Consider the following 25,524-nt stretch of genomic DNA (forward strand, 5'->3'; position numbering starts at 1 on the left):
AAATAATATTACCCCAATTCCTCTAACCAAGTTTGAACTACTCCTAATAAATTATCCTGTTGAGGCGGAAAACCACTCAAGGGAGATGCTATTGGTGTATCGGTAATCAAGGCGATTTTTAACCAGTCATTCTGTAATTGCTGACAGAATTTAATTAATTCTGGGTGAGGATTAATGTGACAGAAAATGAGGGCGATTTTATCTGTATTTAGATGTTTTCTCACGGGTTGGAGTTGGTTTTCTAAGTCGAATATATCTTCTATGGTTTTGGCTTTTTGTTTGGGATAGATTTCGCCATAAATTTTGATTAATATCCCTTTGGCTATGGCTTTTTCTGCGGTTTTACCTTCCAGGTTGGCGGCGTTGAGGGGGATGGGATACGTGGTGGAGGTGGGTTGCAGTTGCTTTAATTGGGTATAAATATCGGTGTATTGTTGTTCGAGTTGGTTAAGGGTGGTGGTGTCGGTGGAGGGTTGGTAATCTGCCATTTCGGGATGATAGGTTGGGGTGGCGTGCCATGCTTGGTAGAATTGGGGATAGGTGAGTTTTGTGGCACATTGTGAAAGGATTTTATAATAGTTTTTGCAGAGGTCAGGATTGTTTTCATAAACTTCATTGATGAGATATTTGTTTAAGGCTGAGACTGTCATTAAATAGTTATTTTCAGTTTTGAGAATTTTTTCTAACCTCTCAGCAATTTTTTCACGGTCATATTTATTCTGAGTGTGTTGGAGGAGGGAGATTAAAGCAGTGATTGCCCCTTCATTCCCTGCTGCTATCTTTCCTAAAATATTAGCAACACTCCCGCCGATATTTTCATCATGAGTGGAATCTAGTAGAGATATTAAAGCATTAATAGCCCCTTCATTCCCTATTGCTATCTCTCCTAAAATATTAGTAACTATTAAACGGTTATATAAATCCTTACATAAATCCTGAGTGGTATGAAGAAGGGAGATTAAAGCAGAGATAGCCTGTTCATTCCCTACATCTATCTTTCCTAAACTAGCAGCAACTATCAAACGAATATCTTCATCCTGAGTAGTATGAAGAAGGGAGATTAAAGCAGAGATAGCCTGTTCATTCCCTACATCTATCTTTCCTAAACTAGCAGCAACTATCAAACGAATATCTTCATCCTGAGTAGTATTAAGAAGAGATATTAAAGTAGCAATTGCCTGTTCATTCCCTACTGCTATCTTTCCTAAACTATCAGCAACACTCCTACGGGTATCTTCATTCTGAGTGGTATTAAGAAGAGATATTAAAGTAGCAATTGCCTGTTCATTCCCTACGGCTATCTTTCCTAAACTATCAGCAACACTCCTACGGGTATCTTCATTCTGAGTGGTATTAAGAAGGGATATTAAAGCGGTGATCGCTCCTTTATTACCTACGGCTATATCTCCTAAGCTATAGGCAACACTCCTACGGGTATCTTCATTCTGAGTGGTATTAAGAAGAGATATTAAAGTAGCAATTGCCTGTTCATTCCTTACTGCTATCTTTTCTAAAATATTAGCAATACTGCTACGGATATCTTCATCTTGAGTGGTATTAAGAAGGGAGATTAAAGAAGCGATCGCTTGTTCATTCCCTACTGCTATCTTTCCTAAACTATCAGCAACTTCTTTACGGATAAGTTCATCCTGAAGAAGGAAGATTAAAGCAGCAATCGCCTGTTCGTTCCCTACATCTATCTTTCCTAAACTATCAGCAACACTCCTACGGGTAAGTTCATTCTGAGTGGTATTAAGAAGGGATATTAAAGTAGCAATTGCCTGTTCATTCCCTACGGCTATCTTTCCTAAAATCTCAGCAATACTCCCACGGGTAAGTTCATTCTGAGTGGTATTAAGAAGGGATATTAAAGCAGCAATCGCCTGTTCATTACCTACGGCTATCTTTCCTAAAATTTCAGCAATACTGAAACAGGTATATACAGACTGAGTGTGATGAAGAATGGAGATTAAAGCCGGAATTACTTTCTGAATATCAGTTAATGATAAAATTTTTCCTGCATCTTTTGGAATGGGATCAGGAAAAGTTACCCATTCCTGCTTTTCATTATTAAAATAACCAAATTTCAATTTTATAACTGTATCTACGATTTCATCAGCAAGAGAACAATTTTTAAACTCAGCAATAGCTGTACCAGCTTTAAAACAAGCCTGAAAAAAATAAAAACCACCGTTAAAAGCAGAACCAGATTCAAAATTTACTAATACTTGAATAAACTCTTCCTTCTTATCATCAATATCCCCTCTTCCCATCCACAATAAAAATATCTCATTCCATTCATTCTCAAAAATGCGATATTTCTTACCATCAACAGGTTTATCAACATGATTTTTAGGTAAAAAATAATCCCAATCATCAATTACACAAGCTGCAAAATATTCTGCAAAACTCAGGTGAAAGAAAGCATAAACCCTTTCATCAGTTTTTTGCTCACAATAAACCCAATTTAACCAACCTAACCTTTCTGCTAACTCAAACTCCTCTGGACTCATGACATCATTAATCACAGACTCCTTGAGACTGATTTGTTTATCAATCATCCTCAAAGCCAAATTTCCCAAAGCCTGATTTAACTGTTGTCTTTGCTCTGCTGTAGTGCCAAATTCCCCTTGTTTCCATTCATAAGTTGCATTCACAAAACGCTGATACAAATTCGCTTTGGTTTCCGGTAATTCCCCTTGCAAAAAATACCAACTCTGACACAACATTGCCAACCGCAAAGGGTTTTTGACTAAATCAAAAATGCGGCTGTGTTGGGGTGCAGTTAACTTTTGCTGTAACTGTTTCCCTAACTCCGGTTTTTCCGCTTTTTCATACCACTGCTGAATAAAATTTCCCACCTGGACATCACTAAAAGCCAGAGTGCGATAGTATTCAAAATTAGCTATGGGGTTAGGTTGCCAAACATTGAGACGACAGGTGAGAATTACCCTAGTCCAAGTTACCCATCCTTCTAATAGGCTATTGAGTTGGGATAAAGGTGAGTTTGCGGTGGTTTTCATCTCATCCACCCCATCCAACAGCAACCACACTCGCTTATCCTTAAACTGTTGCTGAAAATCTGCCACTAAAGCCGGTGTAATTTGGGAGGGAATAAATTCTAAAGCCTCTACTAGCCAAGTATGCAGTAAATAGTCTTCTAAGGTTCTATTGTCTAAGCGACTGAGACTAATACAAATAGGGCTAGGATATTTAGGATTATCGGTTAATTCTTCGGCAATTTTGCTTAACCAAGTGGTTTTTCCTGCCCCTGGTTCTCCAATAATGGCTAAATTTTTGGTTTGCTGGCCTATGACTTCATCAATAAATTGTTGATATTCGTATTGTTTGGTAATTTCTTCTGGTTCTAATTTATATTGCTGCATTCCCTCATCCGCATCGGGAAAGGGTGTTTTTTCTTTACGTCGTGCGGGTTTGGGTTGAATTAAGCCTAATTGGACAAAGATTTCTATTTCGTGTTTTAATTCGGTGATTTGTCGTCTTAATCGTTGCTGATGTTGCTGTTTTTGTAGCATTTTCTGGCATACTTCTCGCCAGTTGATTTGGGGGGTTTCGGGTTGGGGTTCAGGTTGATTATTTTGGATTTGTTGTTGTGCAAGCCATTCAGGATATTTCTGTTCCCAAAGCCATTTATAAGCCTGTTTCCAAGGTTCGTTTCCTTTTTGTGGTCTACCTGGTTTTGATTCTATAAGGCATCCGTTTTTTTTAAGAATAGGGTAAATATTATTTTTTAGTTCATCTTTAATCTTTTGATCTGGAACATCAATTTGATTTTTAAAAGTAATTTTATTAGCAAGTTGCTCATCATCATCAATAGCAGAGTTATTCGGATCAAACCTAACTATAAATATTTGATGTGTATCTCCAGTAAATTGAAATTCTCTGGATTTATCTTGCAGAAATTTTTGTTGTAATGTTGTTTCTTCTGGGTATGTCATAAATTGTACCTTGTTGATTAATTATATATAGGCAATTTCAATATTCTCAATTAGCCTCATAACCCGCCTGGGAATTAATTCCCAGTCTAATAGCCCAAGTCCGTTAAAACGGACTATAAATTTTTATTTAGTCGTCTTTAGACGACTTTTGTTATTAGACTCAGAATTTATTCTGAGGCGGTTTCTAACCGCAGAGGAATAAAAGTTTGAGAGTTTTTTGAGTAGGTCTTATGATATTTCCAAAATAACATCATCAAACATGATAATCAAGATTTCTATTAAATTCTAGTAAATTCTATTTGCTGGATCTTTTTTCTCTATTTTTTATTTGATTTTATATAAATAGTCAAGCAAAAAAACAATAGCGGGAAGTTCTAATGGATATCTCTACTCTTCTTTTAACAGCTTTAATCACTTGGGCAATTGAAAAATCTTCTGATGCGATTCTATTTTGGGTGAAGAAAAAGATCAAAGAAAAATCCGCCGATAACAACCAGAATAACCAGGAATAACAAGGGAATAAAAGCCATTGACTAAATCACAATATTGACAAACACAGCAGGGTGGGTACACTAACCCACCATCATTACTGTCAACATTCCTGATTTATTTAATTCTGTGCAGTTGCGAAAGAAAATACTGAGTTGCTAGGGTAGGTTGATCTGATTCGATGAGCGATCGCACTACAGCTACCCAATCCCTTCTTAAAGTGTGGATTTTGTTTATGTAGCTGCGATTTCTAGTCACCAGATTTGGTATGAATTTAGACTATAAATCTTGCTCTTTTAATAACTCATTTACCCAAATCAAATCAGTTTCTTGAATTGGGGGAACTGGTTCGGAATTATAATCTATTGCTAAATCTAAACCTGCACGATCAAATAAATCTTGAATCACATTTTGTAAATCTACTAAGGGTTCTATATCTTCTTTTTGTAGAGGTAAGAAAAAAGCGGGAATTGCTTCTGATAAATTAAAAGGATATAATTCTGCTCTAGGTCGTAATTGACTACGACTAACTAAAATTTGATAATCTGATTTAATATTATTATCTAATATGGGCATAGATTCACCAGCACGTAATAAATCTATTTCGACTAAATGTGTAGAACTTCCTAATATTTGTAATCGTTTAGTTTGATATGCTTTTCTTCCTTCTCCTTGACGTTTATTTTTAGGTGAGAGTAATTCAATTACTGTGATCACTTCACCTGTAGCAACTTCTCTCACTTCTAAATAAGTTTCTCTAATTTCTTCTGGTATGGGGATATTTACTGTTACGGGTTTAACAGGTGGAGAAGCTACAGCAATATTAGATGATTTCTGAGTTTTAGGTTTTAAAGAACGGGCGATCGCCACATCAGGAATACCAATTAAAACAGAGTTGCGATCAGTATCATGATAAACTCTTTTTTCTACTGCTACTCTGTATTTTGGTCGCAACTGTGGTATCAATGACTCAGCTAGTAATGTCAGAATCCAATGATGTACTTCTGGCCAGAGTTCAGGATTTTCTAAGTAGGGGTTCATTCCTGGAAATGGTGAAGGCATAATAAATAAATTATCGGTTAAATATCTTTTAACCTACAGCATAGCAAAATTTTTTCCTGAAATTGATTTCATAGTTTAATCCGATTTTTCTTCTTTTCTATTTAATTCTGTGCAGTTGCGAAAGAAAATACTGAGTTGCTAGGGTAGGTTGATCTGATTCGATGAGCGATCGCACTACAGCTACCCGTTGCGCCCCTGCCTTTGTCACATCATTGAGATTACTCATATCTATTCCCCCAATTGCAAACCAGGGAATTTGACAATTTTGGGAAACATATTTCACATACTCTAAACCCGCTGCGGCTTTACCTACTTTAGTCGGTGTTTCATACACAGGCCCCACACCAATATAATCCGCACCTTCGGCAATTGCCCCTTGCATTTCTTGGGGATTTGTGGTAGAGCGTCCGATAATGCGCTGATGTCCCAGTAATTGACGCGCTACAGCAATGGGTATATCCTGTTGTCCCAAATGGACACCATCAGCATCTACAGCCAAAGCTAAATCTACCCGATCATTAATAATGAATAAAGCCCCATAATGGTGACATAATTCACGCAGTCTTGTCGCCCGTTCTAAGCGGACTAAATCATCAGCGGTCTTTTCCCGATACTGTAACAGAGTTAATCCACCTTGAAGAGCCGCTTCGGCAATTGCGAATAAATTATCTGCGGGAGATGTTACCAGATATAAATGCGATCGCCATAATAACTGATGACGCTGATAACCCATCAAATTACTTTCTAGGGTATAAACCTGATAACGCATTTGTTTACAAGCTGCTCCCATATTCCCATGATAAAGCTTGCCATATTCTTCTAATACGCGCAACGCTTCCTGAACCCGGCAAAAATTAGCCTGTAATAGCGATGTAATATCAGCCCGTTGTTCCTCTTGGGGATGACTCAAATCTGTTCCTGGATCACCCTGTGTATCTCGTGCTGCGCGAATTTCTGCCGTATGCCAAGTACCCAACTCCTGACGCAAGTGTTTACATATACCTGAAAACTGGGCATTATTTAAACCAAACCGACACCATTCTTCAATAATTCGCAACCCTTCACGAGCGCGATCTAAATTAGCATCTAAAATACGATAAACAGTTTGTTGTGTGTGACTATGGGCTGAAACCATTACAAAACCTCATTTTTAATGCTTTTATAGTAATAGCCAGCCTGATTCATATTTTAATATTTTAATTATTAAATACTTGCTAACTAATCGTGGTCAATTTGTCAAGATACAAGTAACATCGTAGACATACTATCATGAAATAGTATAAAAATTAATTGTATAACAGTTGATATCCAGTCTCAGATCCAAATAGACTTTCAATGTTGTTGCTATAAATTTTAGAGGAGTTTTATAAAAAATGATAGTCCCCCAAAAATCTGTGAACACCCGACAAAACTCCCTGAGTTGCTCAATTTTGAGTTTAACAGTTGGTTTAGGAGTGACGAGTACAATACTCTTCATAACAAGTGCAAGTAGTGTATTTGCTCAAGTTCCGACGGTCGGCGAACAAATACTTCAAGGTGAAAAAACAATCTCTCAGATTAACCAATCATTTGTCAACCCCAGTACAGGAAATGACAAAACAGGTAATGGTAGTATCAGCGCACCCTGGCGGACAATTAGCCAAGCCCTAGAAGCATCACCTTCTAATAGTGTAATTATCCTCTCTCCCGGTACATATAGCGTCCAAAGTGGAGAAGTATTTCCTTTAATGTTGAAACCCGGTATAGCCATTCAAGGCAATATTAACAATAAAGGCCAAACTGTGACAATTACTGGTGGTGGTGAATTTCTCAGTCGCCGGTTTGGTGGTCAAAATGTGGCTATTGTTGGTGCTAACCAAGCTAGTTTAAGTGGTGTCACCGTCACTAATACCAATCCTCGTGGTTATGGATTATGGATTGAATCCAGTAATATTATAGTTCGGGAAAATACCTTTACTAATAATACCCAAGATGGAATTGCTGTCGCTGGTGATGGGACACCCAGTATTAGTAAAAATGTTTTTGTTCGTAATGGTGCTAATGGCATAACTATTTCTGGGAATGCTCGCCCCGAAATCAGGGAAAATATCTTTCAAGAAACTGGTTTTGGGATTAATATTGCCCAAAATGCGTCTCCGGTGGTGGTAGCTAACCAAATTCAGAATAATAGATCGGGGATTATTGTCCAAGCAAATGCTACACCAATGTTAAGGAATAATCTGATTCAAGGTAACAGAGAAGATGGTCTGGTAGTAATTGCCCAAGCTAGACCAGATTTAGGTAGTAGTTATGACCCAGGAAAGAATATCTTTCGGAATAATGGTCGTCATGATATCAACGCCCAAACTGCGAAGTTGGTGATTTCTGCGGCGGGAAATAATTTGGTTAGTAGTCGGATCAGCGGTAAAGTGGATCTTCAAGGTACAACCGCATCTACAGCCAGAAATCCTGGTGCTAATTCTTTATCAACAGAAACTTCAGCCCGCAGGCCAATCACATTTTCTGCCCCCACAGTTCCCAATGCTCCTAATCAAAGAACGGTAACACCTTTAAAAATTAAACCCGTTTCTAATCCCAATCAATTGCCACGAGTACCAAATAATCTATCTAATCCATCCCAATTTAATTATACTCAACTTGATTCTGGTGCTATTGAATTTGTAGCTCCTCAAGCAGCCACAGGGGAAAATATGCAAAATTCAGCCCCAATATCAGACCCTCAAATTTATACAGCTACTGGGCAAAATGTCAGTTACCGGGTGCTAGTGTTGGTTGCAAATCAGCAGCAACAGAATTTAGTCAGTTCTCTGGTTACTGGTGCTTTTCCCAAGGTTTGGCAAGGCCGCAGGGTGATGCAGGTGGGAGTTTTCAATAGTCAAGAAAGTGCCTCGGAAATGGTTAACCTCTTCAATAGCAAAGGTTTCAAATCAGTTGTTCAGGCTGTGAAATAATTGGTCATTGGTCATTTGTCATTGGTAACAACCGACAACTGTACGGGCGAAGCATTTGGAGCACTATTTTTGGCAATGACCGATAATTTATCTTCCCAATGCTTCGCCCCTACTGACCACTGTACGGGCGAAGCATTTGGATCACTATTTTTGGCAATGACCGATAATTTATCTTCCCAATGCTTCGCCCCTACTGACCACTGTACGGGCGAAGCATTTGGAGAACTATTTTTGACAATGACCGATAATTTATCTTCCCAATGCTTCGCCCCTACTGACCACTGTACGGGCGAAGCATTTGGAGAACTATTTTTGGCAATGACCGATAATTTATCTTCCCAATGCTTCGCCCCTACTGACAACTGACTAAAATGCCAACTCCAATCTTTCACTGGTGAGGGCTTTGAGTTTGGAGGTGAAGGATTCGGTGCGATCGCTCTTTTGGGGCATAAACTGACCAATAGGAGGATGATTGGCTGTTGCTGTGAGCATTAACTGTTGGGCAGGTGGGGGGGAAATTTCTTCAATAATTTGCTGTTGTCTGATATTTGCTGTTAATTGATCAGAAGGAAATGCTGGGACTGGATTTTCCGGCTCAAAGTCCCGTTTCTCTGCTGTTGGCTGTAAATTATTATTTATTTGATACGTATAACTCACTGGAGCAGGTAATAGACGAAGATTTTTATATTCTTCCATCCTGATTTCCTGTTTAGTGGGTGGTAAAACTTGTAGAGACCCAGAAGTGAGACGTTCAGGGAATTTGCTACAAATCATGCGCTCAAATTCCATATTGAAATGGTAGGTTGTCTCACCCTTTCGTCGCCAAAAGTTCAAGATTTGCTGTACAGATACGGCTTTATAACGACCTTGATACAAAGCTTCAATAACTGCTAAATGTAACCAATGCAGGGGATATTCAGATTGCCATTGGTTAACTAGCTCACTAGCATTGTGTCCGTTGAGATCAAAGCTGTAGTGAGTTAATAACTTAGCTGCTAGTTCGGCAGGAGGTGCGAAAGTTTGAGTGACCGGGGCTGTTGTTAACATGGGCTGTGAGTTATAGGCAATAGGTATAAACATTTCACCCATCGCATCTAGCCTAACGTACTTTTAGCTACATGAGTAGTTTTTTCACCAGCAGCAAAAGTGATAGGCAGTGTTTTCCATTCTACTTGTCAATTGCTGATATGCAAAACAACATAAGGTGAATTAATAACTTTTGTGCGTTGACTGGTGACTAATGCCTGATACACCATGGCTGCAACTTCGGCACGGGTGGCTTCCCTCGTGGGTGCTAGTAAATTGGGATCTGGATAATTAACAATAATTTTTTGCTGGGTAGCGATGGTAACGGCTGTGCGGGCATATTCGGGAATTTTATCTTGGTCAATGTAGGTTAAGGTTTTTTGAGCAGTTGCCAAAAGTCCCAGTCCGTTGACCAAGGAGACTATGACTTGTAGCCGTTGGACGTTTTGGGTAGGACGGAAGGTGCGATCGCTAAATCCGCCCACAAAACCGCCTCTGGCTGCAATTTCAATGGCGTTAGCTGCCCAAAAATCCTTGGCTATGTCTGTAAATTCTGGGGACGGACGTTTGGCTGGGGGATTAAAAGCCGCAGCAATTAAAGCTGTATATTGAGCGCGGCTCATGGCTTGATCTGGTTGGTATGTGCCATCAGCAAAACCCTGGGTTAAGTTCATACTAACTAATGCCCGAATAAATGGTTCGGCCCAATGGCCAACAATATCGGAAAAAGAGGGAATCTCTGTCTCTGGTTTGACAATATAGGCGGAGGGAAGGGGATTTTCTTGTCCTGTGGCGACTAATGCCTGATAAATTAGGACTGCGACTTCAGCGCGAGTAATTTCCCGCAATGGTTCTAATTGATCTGGTTGAGGATAATTGACAACTAATAGTTTTTGCGTAGCTACGGTAGTGGCATTGGTAGCGTAACTGGGAATTTGAGCGCGATCGCTGTATACCATCAAGACGTTAGGATTACCACCACTCAAGTTTAAACCGTTGACAATGGAGACTAGGGCTTGAATTTTGGTTAAGTTATTTTCTGGTCGAAATGTGCCATCGGGAAAGCCTTTTAAAAAGCCTCTATCCGCAGCACTGGCTATGGCTTTAGCCGCCCAAAAGTCTGATTTGACATCTTTGAATTTATCTAGTTGATTACTTTCCGGTAGTTGAAATGTCTTCGTCATCAAAGCTGCATATTGAGCGCGGGTAATGGGTGTGGCTGGTTGAAAAGTGCCATCAGGAAAACCACTAATAATATCTTTACTGACTAGGGCTTCCACGAAGGCTGCCGCCCAATGTCCTTCTAAATCAGCAAATCTACTGCTGACTCCGATTTGACTGGGGGTGTCAGCGGTAGCAGCGATGAAATCTATCGCCCCAATCACCTGGGGAAGACTTAATTGATTACCAACGGAGATAATTTTTTGATCTGTAACATTTTGTAAATCAAATTTACCCTGTTCTCGAAAAATGTTGTCTGCTGGGTCTTGGGGACTGCCTAAGTCGGGAACGGCATTACCGACGATTAAAAGACCACCTTGGGTGTTACTAGTGATGAGATTCCGCCGTAATACTGGTTTAGCATCACGGGAAAGGGCGATCGCTGTGCCATTGGCAGAAAGTTGATTATTTGCTACTAAAGGCGCGGCAAAATCACTAATGGCTATGCCCAAAGCATTATTTTCAAATACATTCCGCAGCACTTCCCCTTTGCTGTTCTTAGCTATGACTAATCCACACACTTTATTGTTAATAAACAAATTATCTACAATCCCTGGTTTCGCATTCCCAGTTATGAAAATTCCTTCTCTGGTGCAGTTCTTAAATGTACTGTTGGCCACGGTAGGTATTGATGATTCAATCCACACGCCAGTACCTTTTGCGGCAGGATTAATCACCGTCACACCTAAAAGACTCGCATCACTTAGTAAAAGAAAAGTGATATTCTGTACCCCGAAACTAGGACTTTGATATTCACCACTGCCAGAAATGATCATTTCCTGGCCTTTATTTGCCTCATTTCCTACTACCAACACTCCCGGTGGAATGGTCAAGGGAAATACCTCACCATTGGCTGTGCTATAAGTTCCACTAGCTAACTGAATAATTGTTGATGCTTTTGCCTGTTTCAGGGCGCGGGTAATACTTTTTAGGGGACTAGGACGAGAACCCGTATTAGCATCATTTCCTGTAGCAGGATTAACATAGAGTGTGGCAACAAGACTAGAATTAACCATTGATTGTTAAACGAATAAGGTTTTAATGGTGACATCCATAATTAACCATACTTTTGACACACTCAATATTTCAAGTCGGTAATAAATAAAAATTCACACAAAAGTATCACAGCTTGAGGTGTTTGCCACTCTAAAGAAATTACCTGTCTCCACCACTATATGAACCTGACCAAACAATAAACCACAAATTACGACATCTTCCATCAATAAAGATTAAGTTAATACCAGGATAACTTTAGGTTAAATTGCGTATTTAGAGGATGTTTTAAAAGTTTTTCATGTGTAAACAGACCCCTCTCCAAACCTCTCCCCTACCAGGGGAGAGGCTTTAAAACCCCCATTCCCTTGTAGGGAAGGGGGGTAGGGGGGTTAGGTTTTTGGAGATTATGGGTTTCATATAATACTTTTCAAACAACCTCTTAGGTAAAAGACAAGAAAAAATTGATAATCGACAATTTAAAACTGGTTTTCACAAGTATTTAAACATGGCAAAATAGATCGTAATAACATAGCCAATGTTCAGGTAATGAACTTAAATAATAGGAAATACCAAAAGCACATATTACTAAAAGTACAGGAACAACTGTAGTAAATTCTAACTTGCCTTTTTTGATCACTTCTAAGCAAGAGTTAACAATCACTAGAGGCCATAAAATAGTGATGATCACAAACATGATAAAGGATAAAAATTTCTCCTGTGGGGAAGATGTAGGGTGACGAAGAGAAAATGTTAACCAATTAGTAAAAAAATAGCCAGTCATGAGAACATAGCTAATAACTAAAGTTAATTGGATTTGATTCACTGAACTACCTACGCCTTTAATAATATAAGTTCTCAAAAATATATCTATTGAAGATATGTTTTAAGTGAATGCTAAAAACAAACTAAGAAGTGATCATGCCATACTTTAAAGTTCAGTTTTAAAGTCTGTTATGTCTATTAATGTTGATTAGCTGTTTCTACACTTGTATAGCACAGATACGAGAAAAGTGTCAAATAAAATTCAGGATTAAATCCTCTCAAATTATTTTAATTTGAGGTTGGGATAATATCTTAGCAGTCGGGAATAAAACCCTATTTTAGATGGAGTTTTATTTTATGATCAACTAAGTAGGTAAACGGAAAAAACCCGTAGACGCGAAGCGGCTTCTCGAAGAGTAATATGTAACGAAAAGTAAAATCGCCCAAACCCTCTTCACTCTTGCCTCTGGTTACTGAGCGAAGTCGAAGTATTGCCTCAAGCCTAGTGCCATAACGACAATTTTCAATGCTAACCTACTTAATACCCTCACCAGTAAGGTGGTTGCGATAAAATTGCAAAAAAAAGGAGAAAAATTTATATATTGGGAATTTAAACTTGGTAATTAGAAGAAGTCCGATAACTATACCCGATAGTAGAATCTTTTTGAATGTGTTGTTTAATACTATCAAAATCTATAAATTCATCAGCCACATCAATTAGGTGATTTCTAGAACGCGCTTCACTATCGCTAGTTGTTGTTTGCAAGCCAATTACTTCTACTCTAGCGCCCACATTACTAACTGCATGAACAGCATAGGATAAATCTCCGTCGCCACTAACTAAGACGGCTGTATCATAATAGGGTGCTAAAGTAATCATGTCAACGGCAATTTCTACGTTCAAATTTGGTTTTTTGTAATTATCGACAACTACACTCATATCTTTAGTAACTACACGATAGCCGTTACGACGCATCCATAAAAGAAATCCCTGTTGCTTTTCGTTGCCACTATCCATTCCTGTGTAAAAGAAAGCACGTAATAACCGAGAATTTTTTGTTAACCGACAAAGCAATTTTACATAATCAATTTCAATTCCCAATTGTAATGCGGCATAAAATAAATTTAACCCGTCAATAAAAATTGCTACTCGTCCACGACTGTCATCCTCATTAAAGCTGATATTATTAGCTGGATTAGGTTCTTTAGGCTTAATATTGCCTTTGGTTGCTGGGCTTTGCCAATGAGGTTTTTCTTTAAGTTCTTTATATTCGTTTGTTTTTTTGCTAAAATTGTCAAACTGCATTGATACCTCTGAATATTAAAGTGGGGATGTTGTTGTAGGTAAACTGACAATAGCTGAATTTTAACTAATTTGTTGCCACAGTCTTGGTTGAGTTAATACCTATCAGGTAGATTTTAGCCGATTTCTTCTAAGTGAATATGATATTTTGCCGTTTACCTGCATATACTTTACACAAAATGCCCACTTTTGGGCGAAATTCACTATTTATATCCAAAAATTATCTTTTAGTTTTATGGGTAAAGTCTGCTGTGTGAGCTTACAAGCAAATATTTTTAAATCAAACTTAATTACTGTTGGGAAATGGAGAGAGAGGGATTCGAACCCTCGTATACATTTCTGCATAACAGACTTTCCAGGTCTGCGCCTTCAACCACTCGGCCATCTCTCCAGGTGTCTCGCTTTGCTATAGTACAATAGGATTGAAAAAAAAGCAACCATTTTGGAAAAGATATTTTTATGGCTAAGGCCAGGCTGCGCTATCATCACTCCCTGACCTGAAAGTGCAGAGTTTTCAAGCAATCTTCTTTTGACACTCTCCGGTCTAAAGACGCGGAGATTCTATAGAGAGTTTCAGTCTATATCCCTCAGTTATCCCAGTTTCAGGCATTGCCTTAAATATTTGGGTTCTTGCCCTGATTTCGTTTGCCCTGGCGGGCGAAATCATATCTGACAAGCGTAACTTTCCGAGAGTCCCTCGGTAGCTTTTTATGTCTTTAGTGACAATTTAGTTCTATCACGAATATGGATTAAAATTTGAAATTATTTCAAATTTTCAAATTAACGTCAATGCAGGATAAAGGAAAGCCTCTAGCCTTCATCCCTTGTCTAAAGCCCAAATGTGGCTTCCTGCGTCAGCCACATTTTCAAGGGTTTTCGGCGTTCTTCCTTATAATTAAGTGTGAAACTCCAAATCCGCAAATCTAAAAATCAAGATGGTTCAAACCCACAGAATTAAAGTTTACAATCGCCAAACTGGGACATCACATACTCTCGAAGTTCCTGAAGACCGCTATATCTTACACACCGCTGAACACAATGGGACAGAATTGCCCTTTTCTTGTCGAAATGGGGCTTGTACAACCTGCGCTGTGAGAGTTTTATCAGGAGAAATTCATCAACCAGAAGCCATTGGGCTTTCTCCTGATTTACGTCGCCAAGGTTACGCTTTATTATGTGTAAGTTACGCTCGTTCTGATTTGGAAGTGGAAACACAAGATGAAGATGAGGTTTATGAACTTCAGTTTGGGCGGTTTTTTGGTAAGGGCAAAGTTAAAGCGGGTTTACCCTTAGATGAGGACTAAGATTTTTTGTGTGTTCATGTTAATTAATTTGATAGCGAGGATGGCTACTGTAGTAGTCCGTCTTCGCGTTTTTGTAACGAGAATAATTATATTAGCTAGTTTTTTACTGTTGGTGAGTTGTCAAAGCCACAACAATTCCTCAATCATTCCCGCTAATGTAAAAATAGCACGGGTTGTGAGTGGACAAAGTTTGGAAGTTTTGGGAATGGAAGCACAACCCAATTTAATTTCCCAAGTCCGATTAATTGGTTTAGATGCACCAGATATCCGCCAACTTCCTTGGGGTGAGGATGCAAAACAATTAGTAGAAGGTTTAATTGGTGGTGCAAATCAAGCTGTGAATCTGGAATTTGATTTAGAAGCTAAGGATAAATTTAACCGAACTTTGGCTTATGTATGGAAAGATAAACTGTTGTTAAATGAAGAAGTTGTCAAACAAGGATATGCTTTATTTGTAGCGCGATCGCCTAATCACAAATACGACCAACGCCTAGAACGCGCCCAACAATGGGCAAGAATCATGGGAAAAGGCATTTGGAATCCCGATAAACCCATGCGAATCACCCCCGGAGAATTTCGCCGTCTCTCTCGTTAAAAAACGACAACTGACAACCGACAACCGACAACCGACAACTGACCACTGACCACTGACAACCGACAAATATGCAAATTTTTCTAGATATTGCTACAGAAGCAGCTTTAGCCGCAGGTGTAGTTTTACAAGATTATTTAGGTAAATTAGAAGACGCAATCACCGAAAAAGGCCGTCCTGGTGATTTAGTTACCGCTGCTGATAAAGCTTCTGAACAGGTAATTTTAGAAGTATTGCGTCGCCATTTTCCCCAACATTCTATCCTGGCTGAAGAGTCGGGAAAACTGGGAAATCAAGATAATGAATTTCTCTGGGCGATTGACCCTCTTGATGGTACAACCAATTACGCCCATCAATATCCCTGTTTCGCTGTTTCTATTGGTTTGATGATTCAAGGTGTCCCCAAGGTGGGAGTAATTTATGACCCTTTTCGGGATGAGTTATTTCGGGCTGCTGCTGGTTTAGGTGCAACCCGTAACCGTCGCCCTATTCAGGTTTCTCAAACAGCGGAATTAGGTAAAAGCCTGTTAGTCAGTGGATTTGCCTATGACAGACGGGAAACCCCTGACAACAATTATGCCGAGTTTTGTCATCTTACCCATCTTACCCAAGGTGTGAGACGTGATGGTGCAGCAGCTTTGGATTTAGCTTATGTAGCCTGTGGTCGAGTTGATGGTTATTGGGAAAGGGGAATTGCGCCTTGGGATGTTGTGGCTGGGATAATATTAGTCCAGGAAGCGGGAGGAAATGTGACTGCTTATGATGGGACTCCGATGAAAATTGAGTCGGGAAGAATTTTAGCTACTAATGGTTATCTGCACGATAGCCTCAGTCAAGAATTGATGAAAGTTCCCCGTTTAGCAAGTTGGACGTAATTTTTCTATGATGTTTGTGGGTTAGAAACTTGCGTTTTTTCATGAGTCGGTTAAAACCGACTTTTGCTATTAGACAGGGAATTTATTCAGGGGAAACGCATCTAAATTATCTTGACAAAATACTATGTTAGTGAATCAATTTGTAAAAATATCTAATTTCATTCAAAAATTGATTAATTTCTCGATTAAAATTCTAAAAATTTAATAAATTTAGGGTAATTATTTATTGTTAATAATAAATTTATTTTGTTCATTTATATATATTAGAGAACTCCACAGAATGATTGATCCTATAACCCACATTCCGCACCCCAAAATGTTACAGAGGGAAATTACGGAGATGAAAATCAAAGGGAGCATCAAAACAAACAGATAAAGTGAAAAAAGGCATTTGAGAAACAGTAAATCACCAAAAATGTCATCAAAATCTATTCTCAATAAGAAGCAATAAGAATGCACACCACCTGGAGAGGTCAATAGATAAGTGAAAGAAGATATTCAAGAAACAATTATAAGTTATACTAATCAATTAAAGTAAAAAACGAAATTATAGACATAGTAAAATGGAGCTATAAATCAAAGAGATTAGCTCATCTTTACAAGAGAAATTAAATTGATAGAGATGATAATTAGCTGACTAATTGATAGTAACGTAAACAATCATCTGGTAAAAGACTCAAGATAAAATCTCTGTCCTTATTCCAATTAGAAATATGTTTCTCCTGATTGAGTGTAACCAAATGAATACACTGAAAGCATTGAAAAATCCAGCGTAAAGTAGGACGATTAGTTGCTTTGCCTAATTGATTTTTAATTGTTGATTTAGACTCCAAAAGAGCATTTCTAATATGACGTTGAGCCAAAGTATAAACCAGTAGACATAAACCCATAATCATTCCCAAAGACTCTATTCTCTCAGGACTTTTGAGGAAAATACTGTCGGCAAAAAATAATGGGTCTTTGAGAAAACCAAACCCCCTCTCACATGACTGCTGGGCTTTATATTCCCTGAGCATAGAATCATTGCTTAGTTCCTGTGAATCTAAAACATTTGTCGCAATAATAAAACGTCCCGCACTCAGCAATTCTGTATTAATTTTACTTTCATCCTGGGAGACTGTAGCTGATATTTGATAGGATATTTCTCCTGAAGTATCTTTTTTATTAGATTTTACTTGAGTCACCGTACTTTCGTGAATTTGATGATATTTGAATTGTTTTGATAATTTTGATAATGCCTTGATAGCATCTGCAACACATGCAAATCTCTCTTGTGATAACTTTTTCAAATCTTGCACAGCTTTTGATTCTGCTTTGGTAATTTTTTGTGTGAGCTTATGCAGGTCTGATTCTTTTCTTTCTTGACTTTGCACTACTAACCATCTTTGTTCTATCCCTGCATAATTTTGGATTTTTGATGCTAATTTATATCCTGGTATTGTACTATCAATAAATTCTGATTCTGCTAATGTTGATATTAATGTTTTTGCTGCTTTTATGCTTAATGGTACTCGACATAACCAACGTAATTCTGACATCATTTTCAGGTTTGATTCTGTATATAAAGCAGCGTCAGCAACCATGAGACTATTAACTTCTAATTGTTTTTGATATTCTACTGCTATTTGACCAAAACATGATGAATCTGCTTGATTTCCCGATGCTAGTTTTAAAAATATTGGTATGTCTCCATCTCCTGAACATATCATTTCTATGATGAATTGTTTTAAATCTGGTCTATGGTCACGGGAATAACCGTAGGTGATGGTTATTTCTTTTGGTGATTTTACTGCTAATTCTTCTAATTCTTGGTTATGTCCTACTTTTTGACTCTCAAATATTACGAATGGTAAGCTAGTGTTATACTGCCCATGCACGTGCATTGATGATGAGTCTAGATGTGATGTTGATAGTGATACTCCAAATTTTTGAGCAGCTTTTAAGGCTATGATAAAAAAGATTGTATCTAAGCCTTTTATAAACAGTTTATCCATGACTCTCCCCAATTTATCGTCGTTGAGATATTCTGGTTTTACTCCTGCTCCTATTAAATGCTCACAGGCGATTGTTTCAAAATATTTGGGAAACATATATAACGGTTTGGAGACAAATCCTAACCCGTTTATTATCATGGCTTTTACCACTTGACCTGCATTTACTTTTTCGTCTTTTTCGACTCCTATTAATTCATTTATTATTTCTACTATTCCGATTGAATCTATGATTCCTGCTACTATCCCTAGATGGTCTATGTTCTCAATTTCTATTTCTTGAGGTTTTAATTTCACAACAGTTTCCTCTAATACTTCTGTTGTCATCAATTATTTCTTATTTGGTTATCAATTCATTTTTTTCTTTTGTTACCAAGTTTCACTTTATCACACCACGTCCCTTTTAATGCTACTTATTCTCATTAAGCATCTTAATTTTTGAATTGACTTTAGTTATTATGTACTACTTTAAGGGCTTTTTTGATCTGTGACAGTTTGGGGTGCGGAATGTGGGATTAAAAGGTCTGCAATTTGTAAGATTTCTACTTCGTGAGAATGCACAGTTTGAAGCCGTTCAATTATTTGGCGTGAAAAATCAAGGAGGTTATTAGAAAGTAAGTAAGTTGGCGTTAAACAATCAACATATGTAACGAAATGTAAATTCGACAAATACCTTATAGATAGGTTATTTAAGGGTTTTTACGAAAAAAATGTATATTGATTTTATCGTGCCGACTTACTTACATCATGTAATTTGGCAACTTTTTTTGCTCCTTGTGTATCTTTAATGTCCAAGTAAATTCTATAATTTGCTTGTGGACTGAGAATTGTCTTGAGCAAAGTAAAATACATTTTATAATACCAATCATCATGAGTCTGATTGTAAACCTCATGTTGTAGTTGGGATTTATCTGCTACAATAAGACCTCGAAAATGCAAATTTTCATTATCAAAGAAATAATCTATTAATTCGAGATAAAACGCTATTTTAGCGGGTGAAACCTTTATCCATTTAATTTCAAATTCTGGTTTTAGATCATGTTTTTTCTTAATTTCCCGGATATGAACTGAAATTTCTCGCGTTTTTTCTAAAGGACACCAAACGGCACCCAGCACCATTATTTGTTGATGATCATTTTCTAGATGGCAGCTTTCATCACAGTAAACGTTAAAAGTTTGGTTCATGTTTTAATTTTCACATTATTAATGCTCTGTAATTTAATAATATATCAACAGGTGCGTGTATCATTCAACAGAGAACTTCGATTAGACCTAAGAAAATGGAATTTGGGTATATTGGTTAATGATGGTGGAAACTCAATTACACGGTTCACGCTCTGCAATTGGGCAAAGATTAGTATATATCCAGTACATTACCTCTGCACCTTGGAATCGTAAAGAAATACAACGTCCACTACGATACAAAGGTGTAGGTACTGCATTATTGAGATATGCAAGACTCAGAAGTGTAGAATTAGGTTATGGTGGGAGAATTGGACTGCATTCACTTCCGACTGCGGAACGATTTTATGAAAACCAAAATATGCTCAATCTTGGTATTGATGAAGAATACGAGAATCTTACCTACTTTGAATATGGTATGTTACGACTACAATAATGATGAGCGAAATTATTATGAATAATAACCAAAATGTAGCTGAAGCTATTAATTTACTTTTTAACCCAACATCCCTTCAAGAAGCAATTCAAATTGAAGATGAAACCGACTGCGACGTAACAGCAGGATTAGATTGGGGTTTAGCAATTCCCGCTTTATTGCGAAATCCTGGAATGTTTGGAAGAATGACACAGTTGCGCGTATCACTCAACCGAGAACTGCGGTTACTCATAAAAGAATGGAATTTGGGTATAGGGGAAAAAACGGCTTTAGAAGTAGCACAAAAACGCTTGATTCAAAGACTACAATTACCCGAACCTATAGCTTTATCAGCACTGCAAGAAATTTTAAAGCAAGATGAATTATATAATGTTGAAGAATTTATATCTAATCGAGATTTATTAAAGTCGCTTTTAACTATTTTATTATTAGCTAGTGATTGGGAAGAAATAGCTCTAGCTGCTGCAAACTCAGTACGAGAACAGGTAATTTATCAACTAGGAATTAATCAGATTTCTGCATAAAAATGAATTTCTTCCTTTGCGTCTTTGCTCCTTTGCACCTTTGCGCGAAACAAAAACCGTAGTTCATTTATCTAAAAATAGCTATCAAAAGGTGCGTTTCTTAACGCACCCAAAAAAACATTAACTATCAGTTTTCATCTTCCAACCTGGTTTCACAACCTGACGACTGCGTGCAATTACCAAAGAATCATCAGGGACATCTTCCGTCACCGTTGAACCTGCGGCTATATAGACATCACTCCCCACAGTAATAGGTGCAACTAAAACACTATTAGAACCGGTTTTAGTGCGATCGCCTATAATTGTTCTATGCTTCTTCACACCGTCATAATTAGCAGTAATTGTTCCCGCACCTACATTGACCTGAGTTCCTGTTGTCGTATCGCCTAAATATGAGAGATGTGATACATTAGTGCGATCGCCTAATTGGGTATTTTTCAACTCCACAAAATTACCAATTCGACAATTAGCACCCACCTTAGCATGACCACGTAAATGGGCATAGGGTCCAATTCGAGTTTGAGATTGAACAATACTATCTGTAACTACAGAATAGAGAACAGTGACATTTTCAGCTAATTCACTATTTTCAATTAAACTCCCCGGACCAATGCGACTACCAGCTTGAATTATCGTTTTTCCGCGCAAATGAGTTTGAGGTTCAATAATCACATCTGGTTGTAATTCTACAGTTTCATCAATAGTAATACTTGCAGGATCAATTAAGGTAACACCTGCTAACAACCATTTTTCCTTAATCCGTCTTTGCAAAATATCGTTAGCTGTTGCTAATTGCAATCTATCATTAATTCCCAAAATTTCTTGGTAATCTTCCACATCTACAGCCATTACCTTACCAACCTGAGTTACAGCGTCAGTTAAGTAATATTCTTTTTGGGCATTATTTGCTTCTAATTGAGGTAAAAACTTTGCTAAATCTGGCCAACGGAAACAGTAAATACCAGCATTCACGCGGTCATTTTCTCTTTGGGTAGGAGTGCAATCTTTATCCTCAACTATTTTTTGGACAATACATTCACTGTTACGAAAAACCCGTCCGTAACCTTGAGGATTTGACAATTGTGCGGTGAGAATAGTACAAGAATTTTGATTTTCTTGATGAGTTTGTAAGAGGTTGTTTAAAGTTTCCGTCCGTAATAAAGGGACATCACCATTTAAAATCAATAAATCCCCAGTGTAACCTTCTAAATGGGGAAGCAATTGTTGGATAGCATGACCTGTGCCTAATTGTACAGTCTGTTCCACAAACTCCACACCATGAATTGCATTCATAGCCGTTTTTACTTCTTGGGACTGATAGCCAACAATTACTAATCTGCGTGAAGGTAAAAGGGGTTCAGCACTTTCAATAACGCGTTCGACTAAAGATCTACCACCTAAAGAATGTAAAACTTTAGGCAGATTTGATTTCATTCTTGTGCCTTTTCCTGCCGCGAGAATTGCTACAACAACCATAGTTATATATCAGTAAATTTGCGATAAATGCTGTTTTGATTTGCTCCCTTCCAGGTCAAATCATATCAGTTAATCATCTGTAGTGGGAGTCTTCTGGAGATTTTAGATGAAAAAGAACCCATCCCACTGTTAGCGGGATAGTCTCAATTAATGAGAATACCTTAACAAGTAAGCGATGTATCCAAATTTCGATATTTCTTTTTCGGCACAAACTCGATATACTGACTTCAATCGGCATAAATTAAATATATGAACGTTGAAGAAGCATTACAAATTTTAGATACAGTTGTCTTTAATAAAGTTAACAGACACTTGAAAGATGTGGAGATAATTATCCTGAAAGGATCTTGGCAAGGTCTAAATTATGATGAAATTGCCAATAATGAAGGTTATACAGCCAAATATCTCCGCCAAGATGTAGGTTTCAAATTGTGGAAATTACTTTCAGAAGCATTAGGAGAAGAAGTTAATAAAACTAATTTTCGTGCAGCAGTTGAACGTTCGCATCTTAACAATAACAACATTCTACAAACAGAATTACATCAAAATATTTCTAATCCCATCAAAAATGAATTTTTACCAGAATACCCAAAAGGTTCAGTTCCTCTAAATTCTGTATTTTATATTCAACGAAATCTAATAGAAGAACGTTGTTATGATACAATTCTCCAGGCTGGTTCTCTAATTCGGATTAAAGCTCCAAATCAAATGGGTAAAACCTCCCTACTTGATAGAATTATCGCTCACTCAAATCAGCAAGGTTATCACACAGTAAGATTAAATTTTTTACAAGCAGAAACAACCGTTTTTAATGATTTAGATAAATTTTTACGCTGGTTCTGTGCTTATGTTAGTCACAAATTAAAATTACCTTCTTTATTAAATGAATCTTGGGATGAATATAGAGGTAGCATTATTAATTGTACCACATATTTTGAAGATCATATTTTAGACAACATCAATAATAATTTAGTTTTGGCATTAGATGAAGTAGATAAAGTATTTCAATATCCCGAAATTTCCCAAGGTTTTTTTGCCATGTTACGTAGTTGGCATGAAGAAGCTAAAACTGTAGATATTTGGGAAAAATTACGATTAGCTGTAGTCCATTCTACCGAAAATTATGGGTCATTAGATATCAATCAATCCCCCTTTAATGTTGGCTTAGTAGTGGAATTAACAGAATTTACGCAAGAACAAATAAAAGTTTTAGCCCACAATCATCAACTTGATTATAATCAAAATCAATTACAGCAATTAATGTCTCTAGTTGGGGGACATCCATATTTAATTAGATTGGCACTTTATCATCTAGCACTTGGGGATATAACTTTAGAAAATTTATTGCAAAATGCGCCAACAAATGCCGGAATTTACGAAGAACATTTGCGGCGATTTTTGCATACTTTTAAAATTAATCCTCATCTAACTCAGGCATTCCTAGAAGTAGTTACGGCTCAAAAACCTGTAAGCGTAGAAACAATTTCAGCATATCAACTTTACAGCATAGGATTAGTAAAGAGAATAGGAGATAAATTAACACCAAGTTGTCAGTTATATCAACAATATTTTCGAGAACATTTGCAGAATTAAAATCAATATTTGTATTCGTGAAATTTTTTCCTAACGTCTTCTATTTGCACAAGATAAAGGATAATGTTTGCCTCTCCAGGTAGTCCAACCGATAGCCCGACCTGATTTAACATTGTATCTCAAAAACCAGTTATCTTGTTCTTGACCTAAATAACGAATTGAGAGAGATGTTGAATTTGCAGAATGTTTTGCTAGTGACACCCATGCACTACCATTATCACTGAACTGTCCTACAACCTTAACACCTGATGTAGTCCTACAGACATCACCATCACACTGAGTTTGCGGGTCATCAACTACAAGCCACTGCATTTTGGCATTACGACCGTCAATATTACAATCCCATGAGCCAAAATACCACTGAGTGACCACCTGTGAGGCATTAGTTGTACCAAGATTAAATAATAATCCACAGGGAATCAGCATTAAACCTAACAAACACTTTTGGAGTAACTTCATAATTTTGATTGGGGAAGTAAATTGATAAAACCTAATGAAAATTCCTATTGACTAGGACAGTCTGGACTTGGCCCCTTTAAAGAAAAACCATCAACTTGCACCCAACTATCTTGTCCTAAAGCCCACAAACCTGTAAAGATGTTATAAGTTGAGGCATTACCAGTTCTAAATTGTAGTGTTAATTTTGTATACTCTGATAAATTAGCAAATTTGAGTTCAGACCAAACTTTTTGTTGACTATCACGCACTCCGAAATATCCATCCGTAACATTGCCTGATGTTCTCACATAAGCTTCCAAAATATAGTTAGAATTTGGTTTGAGACGTACTTGTTGACGAATACCATTCCAACCGGAAACATTCCGCATCCAGGCATTATTTTCACCCTTAAAACTAAATCCTTTCTTAATATCAAAACCTGCACGTCCTTCAGTTTGCCAATAAGAAGATGGCTGTTGCTCAAAATCAAGATTGCTATAAGGTGCTGCACAGGAAGCTTGTGCTTGGTTGATACCAATGTTGGTGAAAAATATTGAACTAACAGCCACAGTGAAAATGTTAGTTAATAAGCCTTTGGTAAGTAAGTTGTGAGTTTGACGTAATTTAATTAATGACATGAAATATCTCCAATATTTTGTAGCAGTGAATATTTTATGAAAGTCAACTCTATTCATTAGATATTAGGAAAAAAAGTAGTTTTGATTGACGAACAAGATTACCCTACCGATAGAGAGGATTGAAAATCCTAAATGACGCATCCTGTGCAAATAAATCGCTACCATCTGAGCGTTCTACCCACAACTCAAAATTCTTGTGTCGGATGTAGTGTCCAGGAAAGTTGAGAGATTCAAATGTCCAACGAGCATCATCACCAAAGAGTCCACCTTTAATGCAAAAAGTAGCATCTTCCCTAAAAAGCTGCTGATTGATCATCCTTGACAACAGCAGTCGGAAATTTTCGTGTCTCAAGAAATGACCTGGAAAGTTTACAGATTCAAATGAAGAGCATTTGCTATTTGCTAATCCCCGAACAATTTTGAAACTTGCGTCTTTTCTTCCGAGTTCGTTATTAATTGGCTCTATGTAGCCCAATAAATTTCTGTGGCGAATATAGCGATCAGGAAAGTTATACGAACGAAAGGACTGAACTTGACCGTACAAACTTTTATATTGGGCATAAACGGAAGATGATGATGTTAGCACAATCCCACAGACTGACAAACCTAAAGTTGAAATACTCAAGAATCTTTTTAGTAGGTTAAATTTCATGATTGTTCCAATTTCCTATTAATTTGAATTATGCTTTGAAGTTTGATATTGGCG

General features: G+C 37.5%; 22 protein-coding genes, 1 tRNA gene and 1 pseudogene. 8 read left to right on the forward strand and 16 right to left on the reverse strand.

What is annotated here, in order from left to right; genetic code table 11:
* Positions 1-8: 8 nt before the first annotated feature.
* Positions 9-3,959, reverse strand: coding sequence for a HEAT repeat domain-containing protein (locus BMF77_RS22305; RefSeq protein WP_148765944.1), 3,951 nt, complete (start codon positions 3,957-3,959; stop codon positions 9-11).
* A gap of 377 nt (positions 3,960-4,336) precedes the next feature.
* Here BMF77_RS22305 and BMF77_RS28785 point away from each other — a divergent pair, with 377 nt between their 5' ends.
* Positions 4,337-4,471, forward strand: coding sequence for a hypothetical protein (locus tag BMF77_RS28785; protein ID WP_256370324.1), 135 nt, complete (start codon positions 4,337-4,339; stop codon positions 4,469-4,471).
* Positions 4,472-4,565: 94 nt separating this feature from the next.
* Here BMF77_RS28785 and BMF77_RS27435 read toward each other — a convergent pair whose 3' ends face one another.
* The 3 genes from BMF77_RS27435 to BMF77_RS22315 all read right to left on the reverse strand — a co-directional run bounded on the left by BMF77_RS27435 (position 4,566) and on the right by BMF77_RS22315 (position 6,645).
* Positions 4,566-4,706 (reverse strand): hypothetical protein, encoded by a 141-nt coding sequence (locus BMF77_RS27435; RefSeq protein ID WP_210422375.1) that lies wholly within the window; start codon positions 4,704-4,706, stop codon positions 4,566-4,568.
* Positions 4,707-4,727: 21 nt separating this feature from the next.
* Positions 4,728-5,510: a DUF4058 family protein gene (locus BMF77_RS22310; protein WP_148765946.1), complete on the reverse strand. Its 783-nt coding sequence runs from the start codon at positions 5,508-5,510 to the stop codon at positions 4,728-4,730.
* Between the two features lie 97 nt (positions 5,511-5,607).
* The gene (locus BMF77_RS22315) at positions 5,608-6,645 is read right to left on the reverse strand and encodes a thiamine phosphate synthase (protein WP_148765948.1); all 1,038 of its coding nucleotides are present in this window, start codon (positions 6,643-6,645) and stop codon (positions 5,608-5,610) included.
* A gap of 238 nt (positions 6,646-6,883) precedes the next feature.
* On the opposite strand from BMF77_RS22315, the gene BMF77_RS22320 reads away from it, so the two are divergent.
* Complete coding sequence (locus tag BMF77_RS22320) at positions 6,884-8,461, forward strand: DUF1565 domain-containing protein (RefSeq protein WP_148765950.1); 1,578 nt, start codon at positions 6,884-6,886, stop codon at positions 8,459-8,461.
* A gap of 11 nt (positions 8,462-8,472) precedes the next feature.
* Here BMF77_RS22320 and BMF77_RS22325 read toward each other — a convergent pair whose 3' ends face one another.
* The 6 genes from BMF77_RS22325 to BMF77_RS22355 form a co-directional block, all read right to left on the reverse strand.
* On the reverse strand, positions 8,473-8,853 hold the full coding sequence (locus BMF77_RS22325; protein ID WP_246862998.1) for a hypothetical protein: 381 nt from the start codon (positions 8,851-8,853) through the stop codon (positions 8,473-8,475).
* A complete protein-coding gene (locus BMF77_RS22330; RefSeq protein ID WP_246862999.1) occupies positions 8,828-9,541 on the reverse strand; it encodes a hypothetical protein in 714 nt (237 codons plus the stop codon). Before BMF77_RS22330 ends, BMF77_RS22325 begins: the two co-directional genes overlap by 26 nt.
* A 95-nt stretch (positions 9,542-9,636) precedes the next feature.
* Positions 9,637-11,724: an S-layer homology domain-containing protein gene (locus BMF77_RS22335; protein ID WP_148765951.1), complete on the reverse strand. Its 2,088-nt coding sequence runs from the start codon at positions 11,722-11,724 to the stop codon at positions 9,637-9,639.
* A 479-nt stretch (positions 11,725-12,203) separates the two neighbouring features.
* On the reverse strand, positions 12,204-12,527 hold the full coding sequence (locus BMF77_RS22345; protein WP_148767178.1) for a hypothetical protein: 324 nt from the start codon (positions 12,525-12,527) through the stop codon (positions 12,204-12,206).
* 549 nt (positions 12,528-13,076) lie between these two features.
* A complete protein-coding gene (locus BMF77_RS22350; protein ID WP_148765953.1) occupies positions 13,077-13,772 on the reverse strand; it encodes an NYN domain-containing protein in 696 nt (231 codons plus the stop codon).
* 301 nt (positions 13,773-14,073) lie between these two features.
* Positions 14,074-14,160: transfer RNA gene (locus tag BMF77_RS22355), tRNA-Ser, on the reverse strand.
* 544 nt (positions 14,161-14,704) lie between these two features.
* Between BMF77_RS22355 and BMF77_RS22360 the strand changes: the two genes are divergently transcribed.
* The 3 genes from BMF77_RS22360 to BMF77_RS22370 all read left to right on the forward strand — a co-directional run bounded on the left by BMF77_RS22360 (position 14,705) and on the right by BMF77_RS22370 (position 16,540).
* Positions 14,705-15,073: a 2Fe-2S iron-sulfur cluster-binding protein gene (locus BMF77_RS22360; RefSeq protein WP_148765955.1), complete on the forward strand. Its 369-nt coding sequence runs from the start codon at positions 14,705-14,707 to the stop codon at positions 15,071-15,073.
* Positions 15,074-15,113: 40 nt separating this feature from the next.
* On the forward strand, positions 15,114-15,668 hold the full coding sequence (locus BMF77_RS22365) for a thermonuclease family protein (protein WP_235081966.1): 555 nt from the start codon (positions 15,114-15,116) through the stop codon (positions 15,666-15,668).
* A gap of 68 nt (positions 15,669-15,736) precedes the next feature.
* Positions 15,737-16,540 carry an inositol monophosphatase family protein gene (locus BMF77_RS22370; protein WP_148765957.1) on the forward strand — a complete coding sequence of 268 codons (804 nt, stop codon included), beginning with the start codon at positions 15,737-15,739 and terminating at the stop codon, positions 16,538-16,540.
* A gap of 629 nt (positions 16,541-17,169) precedes the next feature.
* Here BMF77_RS22370 and BMF77_RS22380 read toward each other — a convergent pair.
* On the reverse strand, positions 17,170-18,858 hold the full coding sequence (locus BMF77_RS22380; RefSeq protein ID WP_148763906.1) for an IS1634 family transposase: 1,689 nt from the start codon (positions 18,856-18,858) through the stop codon (positions 17,170-17,172).
* Positions 18,859-19,254: 396 nt separating this feature from the next.
* A complete protein-coding gene (locus BMF77_RS22390) occupies positions 19,255-19,716 on the reverse strand; it encodes a DUF3800 domain-containing protein (RefSeq protein ID WP_148765959.1) in 462 nt (153 codons plus the stop codon).
* A gap of 115 nt (positions 19,717-19,831) precedes the next feature.
* Here BMF77_RS22390 and BMF77_RS22395 point away from each other — a divergent pair.
* Positions 19,832-20,149 (forward strand): annotated as a pseudogene (locus BMF77_RS22395) (GNAT family N-acetyltransferase); the annotation flags it as partial.
* A 17-nt stretch (positions 20,150-20,166) separates the two neighbouring features.
* A complete protein-coding gene (locus tag BMF77_RS22400) occupies positions 20,167-20,673 on the forward strand; it encodes a hypothetical protein (protein ID WP_148765961.1) in 507 nt (168 codons plus the stop codon).
* A 120-nt stretch (positions 20,674-20,793) separates the two neighbouring features.
* Here the strand turns inward: BMF77_RS22400 and glmU are convergent, their stop codons facing one another.
* Complete coding sequence (gene glmU, locus BMF77_RS22405) at positions 20,794-22,149, reverse strand: bifunctional UDP-N-acetylglucosamine diphosphorylase/glucosamine-1-phosphate N-acetyltransferase GlmU (protein ID WP_148765963.1); 1,356 nt, start codon at positions 22,147-22,149, stop codon at positions 20,794-20,796.
* A 249-nt stretch (positions 22,150-22,398) separates the two neighbouring features.
* Between glmU and BMF77_RS22410 the strand changes: the two genes are divergently transcribed.
* Positions 22,399-23,742: an AAA-like domain-containing protein gene (locus BMF77_RS22410; RefSeq protein ID WP_148765964.1), complete on the forward strand. Its 1,344-nt coding sequence runs from the start codon at positions 22,399-22,401 to the stop codon at positions 23,740-23,742.
* Positions 23,743-23,772: 30 nt separating this feature from the next.
* Here BMF77_RS22410 and BMF77_RS22415 read toward each other — a convergent pair whose 3' ends face one another.
* From BMF77_RS22415 to BMF77_RS22425, 3 genes are all read right to left on the reverse strand, one after another.
* Complete coding sequence (locus BMF77_RS22415; protein ID WP_148765966.1) at positions 23,773-24,201, reverse strand: DUF6006 family protein; 429 nt, start codon at positions 24,199-24,201, stop codon at positions 23,773-23,775.
* Between the two features lie 44 nt (positions 24,202-24,245).
* Positions 24,246-24,818, reverse strand: coding sequence for a carbohydrate binding domain-containing protein (locus BMF77_RS22420; protein WP_148765968.1), 573 nt, complete (start codon positions 24,816-24,818; stop codon positions 24,246-24,248).
* A gap of 103 nt (positions 24,819-24,921) precedes the next feature.
* Positions 24,922-25,470, reverse strand: coding sequence for an AbfB domain-containing protein (locus BMF77_RS22425; protein WP_148765970.1), 549 nt, complete (start codon positions 25,468-25,470; stop codon positions 24,922-24,924).
* Positions 25,471-25,524 lie beyond the last annotated feature (54 nt).

It is taken from the genome of Dolichospermum sp. UHCC 0315A (genome assembly GCF_008121535.1).
Taxonomy (GTDB): Bacteria; Cyanobacteriota; Cyanobacteriia; order Cyanobacteriales; family Nostocaceae; genus Dolichospermum; species Dolichospermum lemmermannii.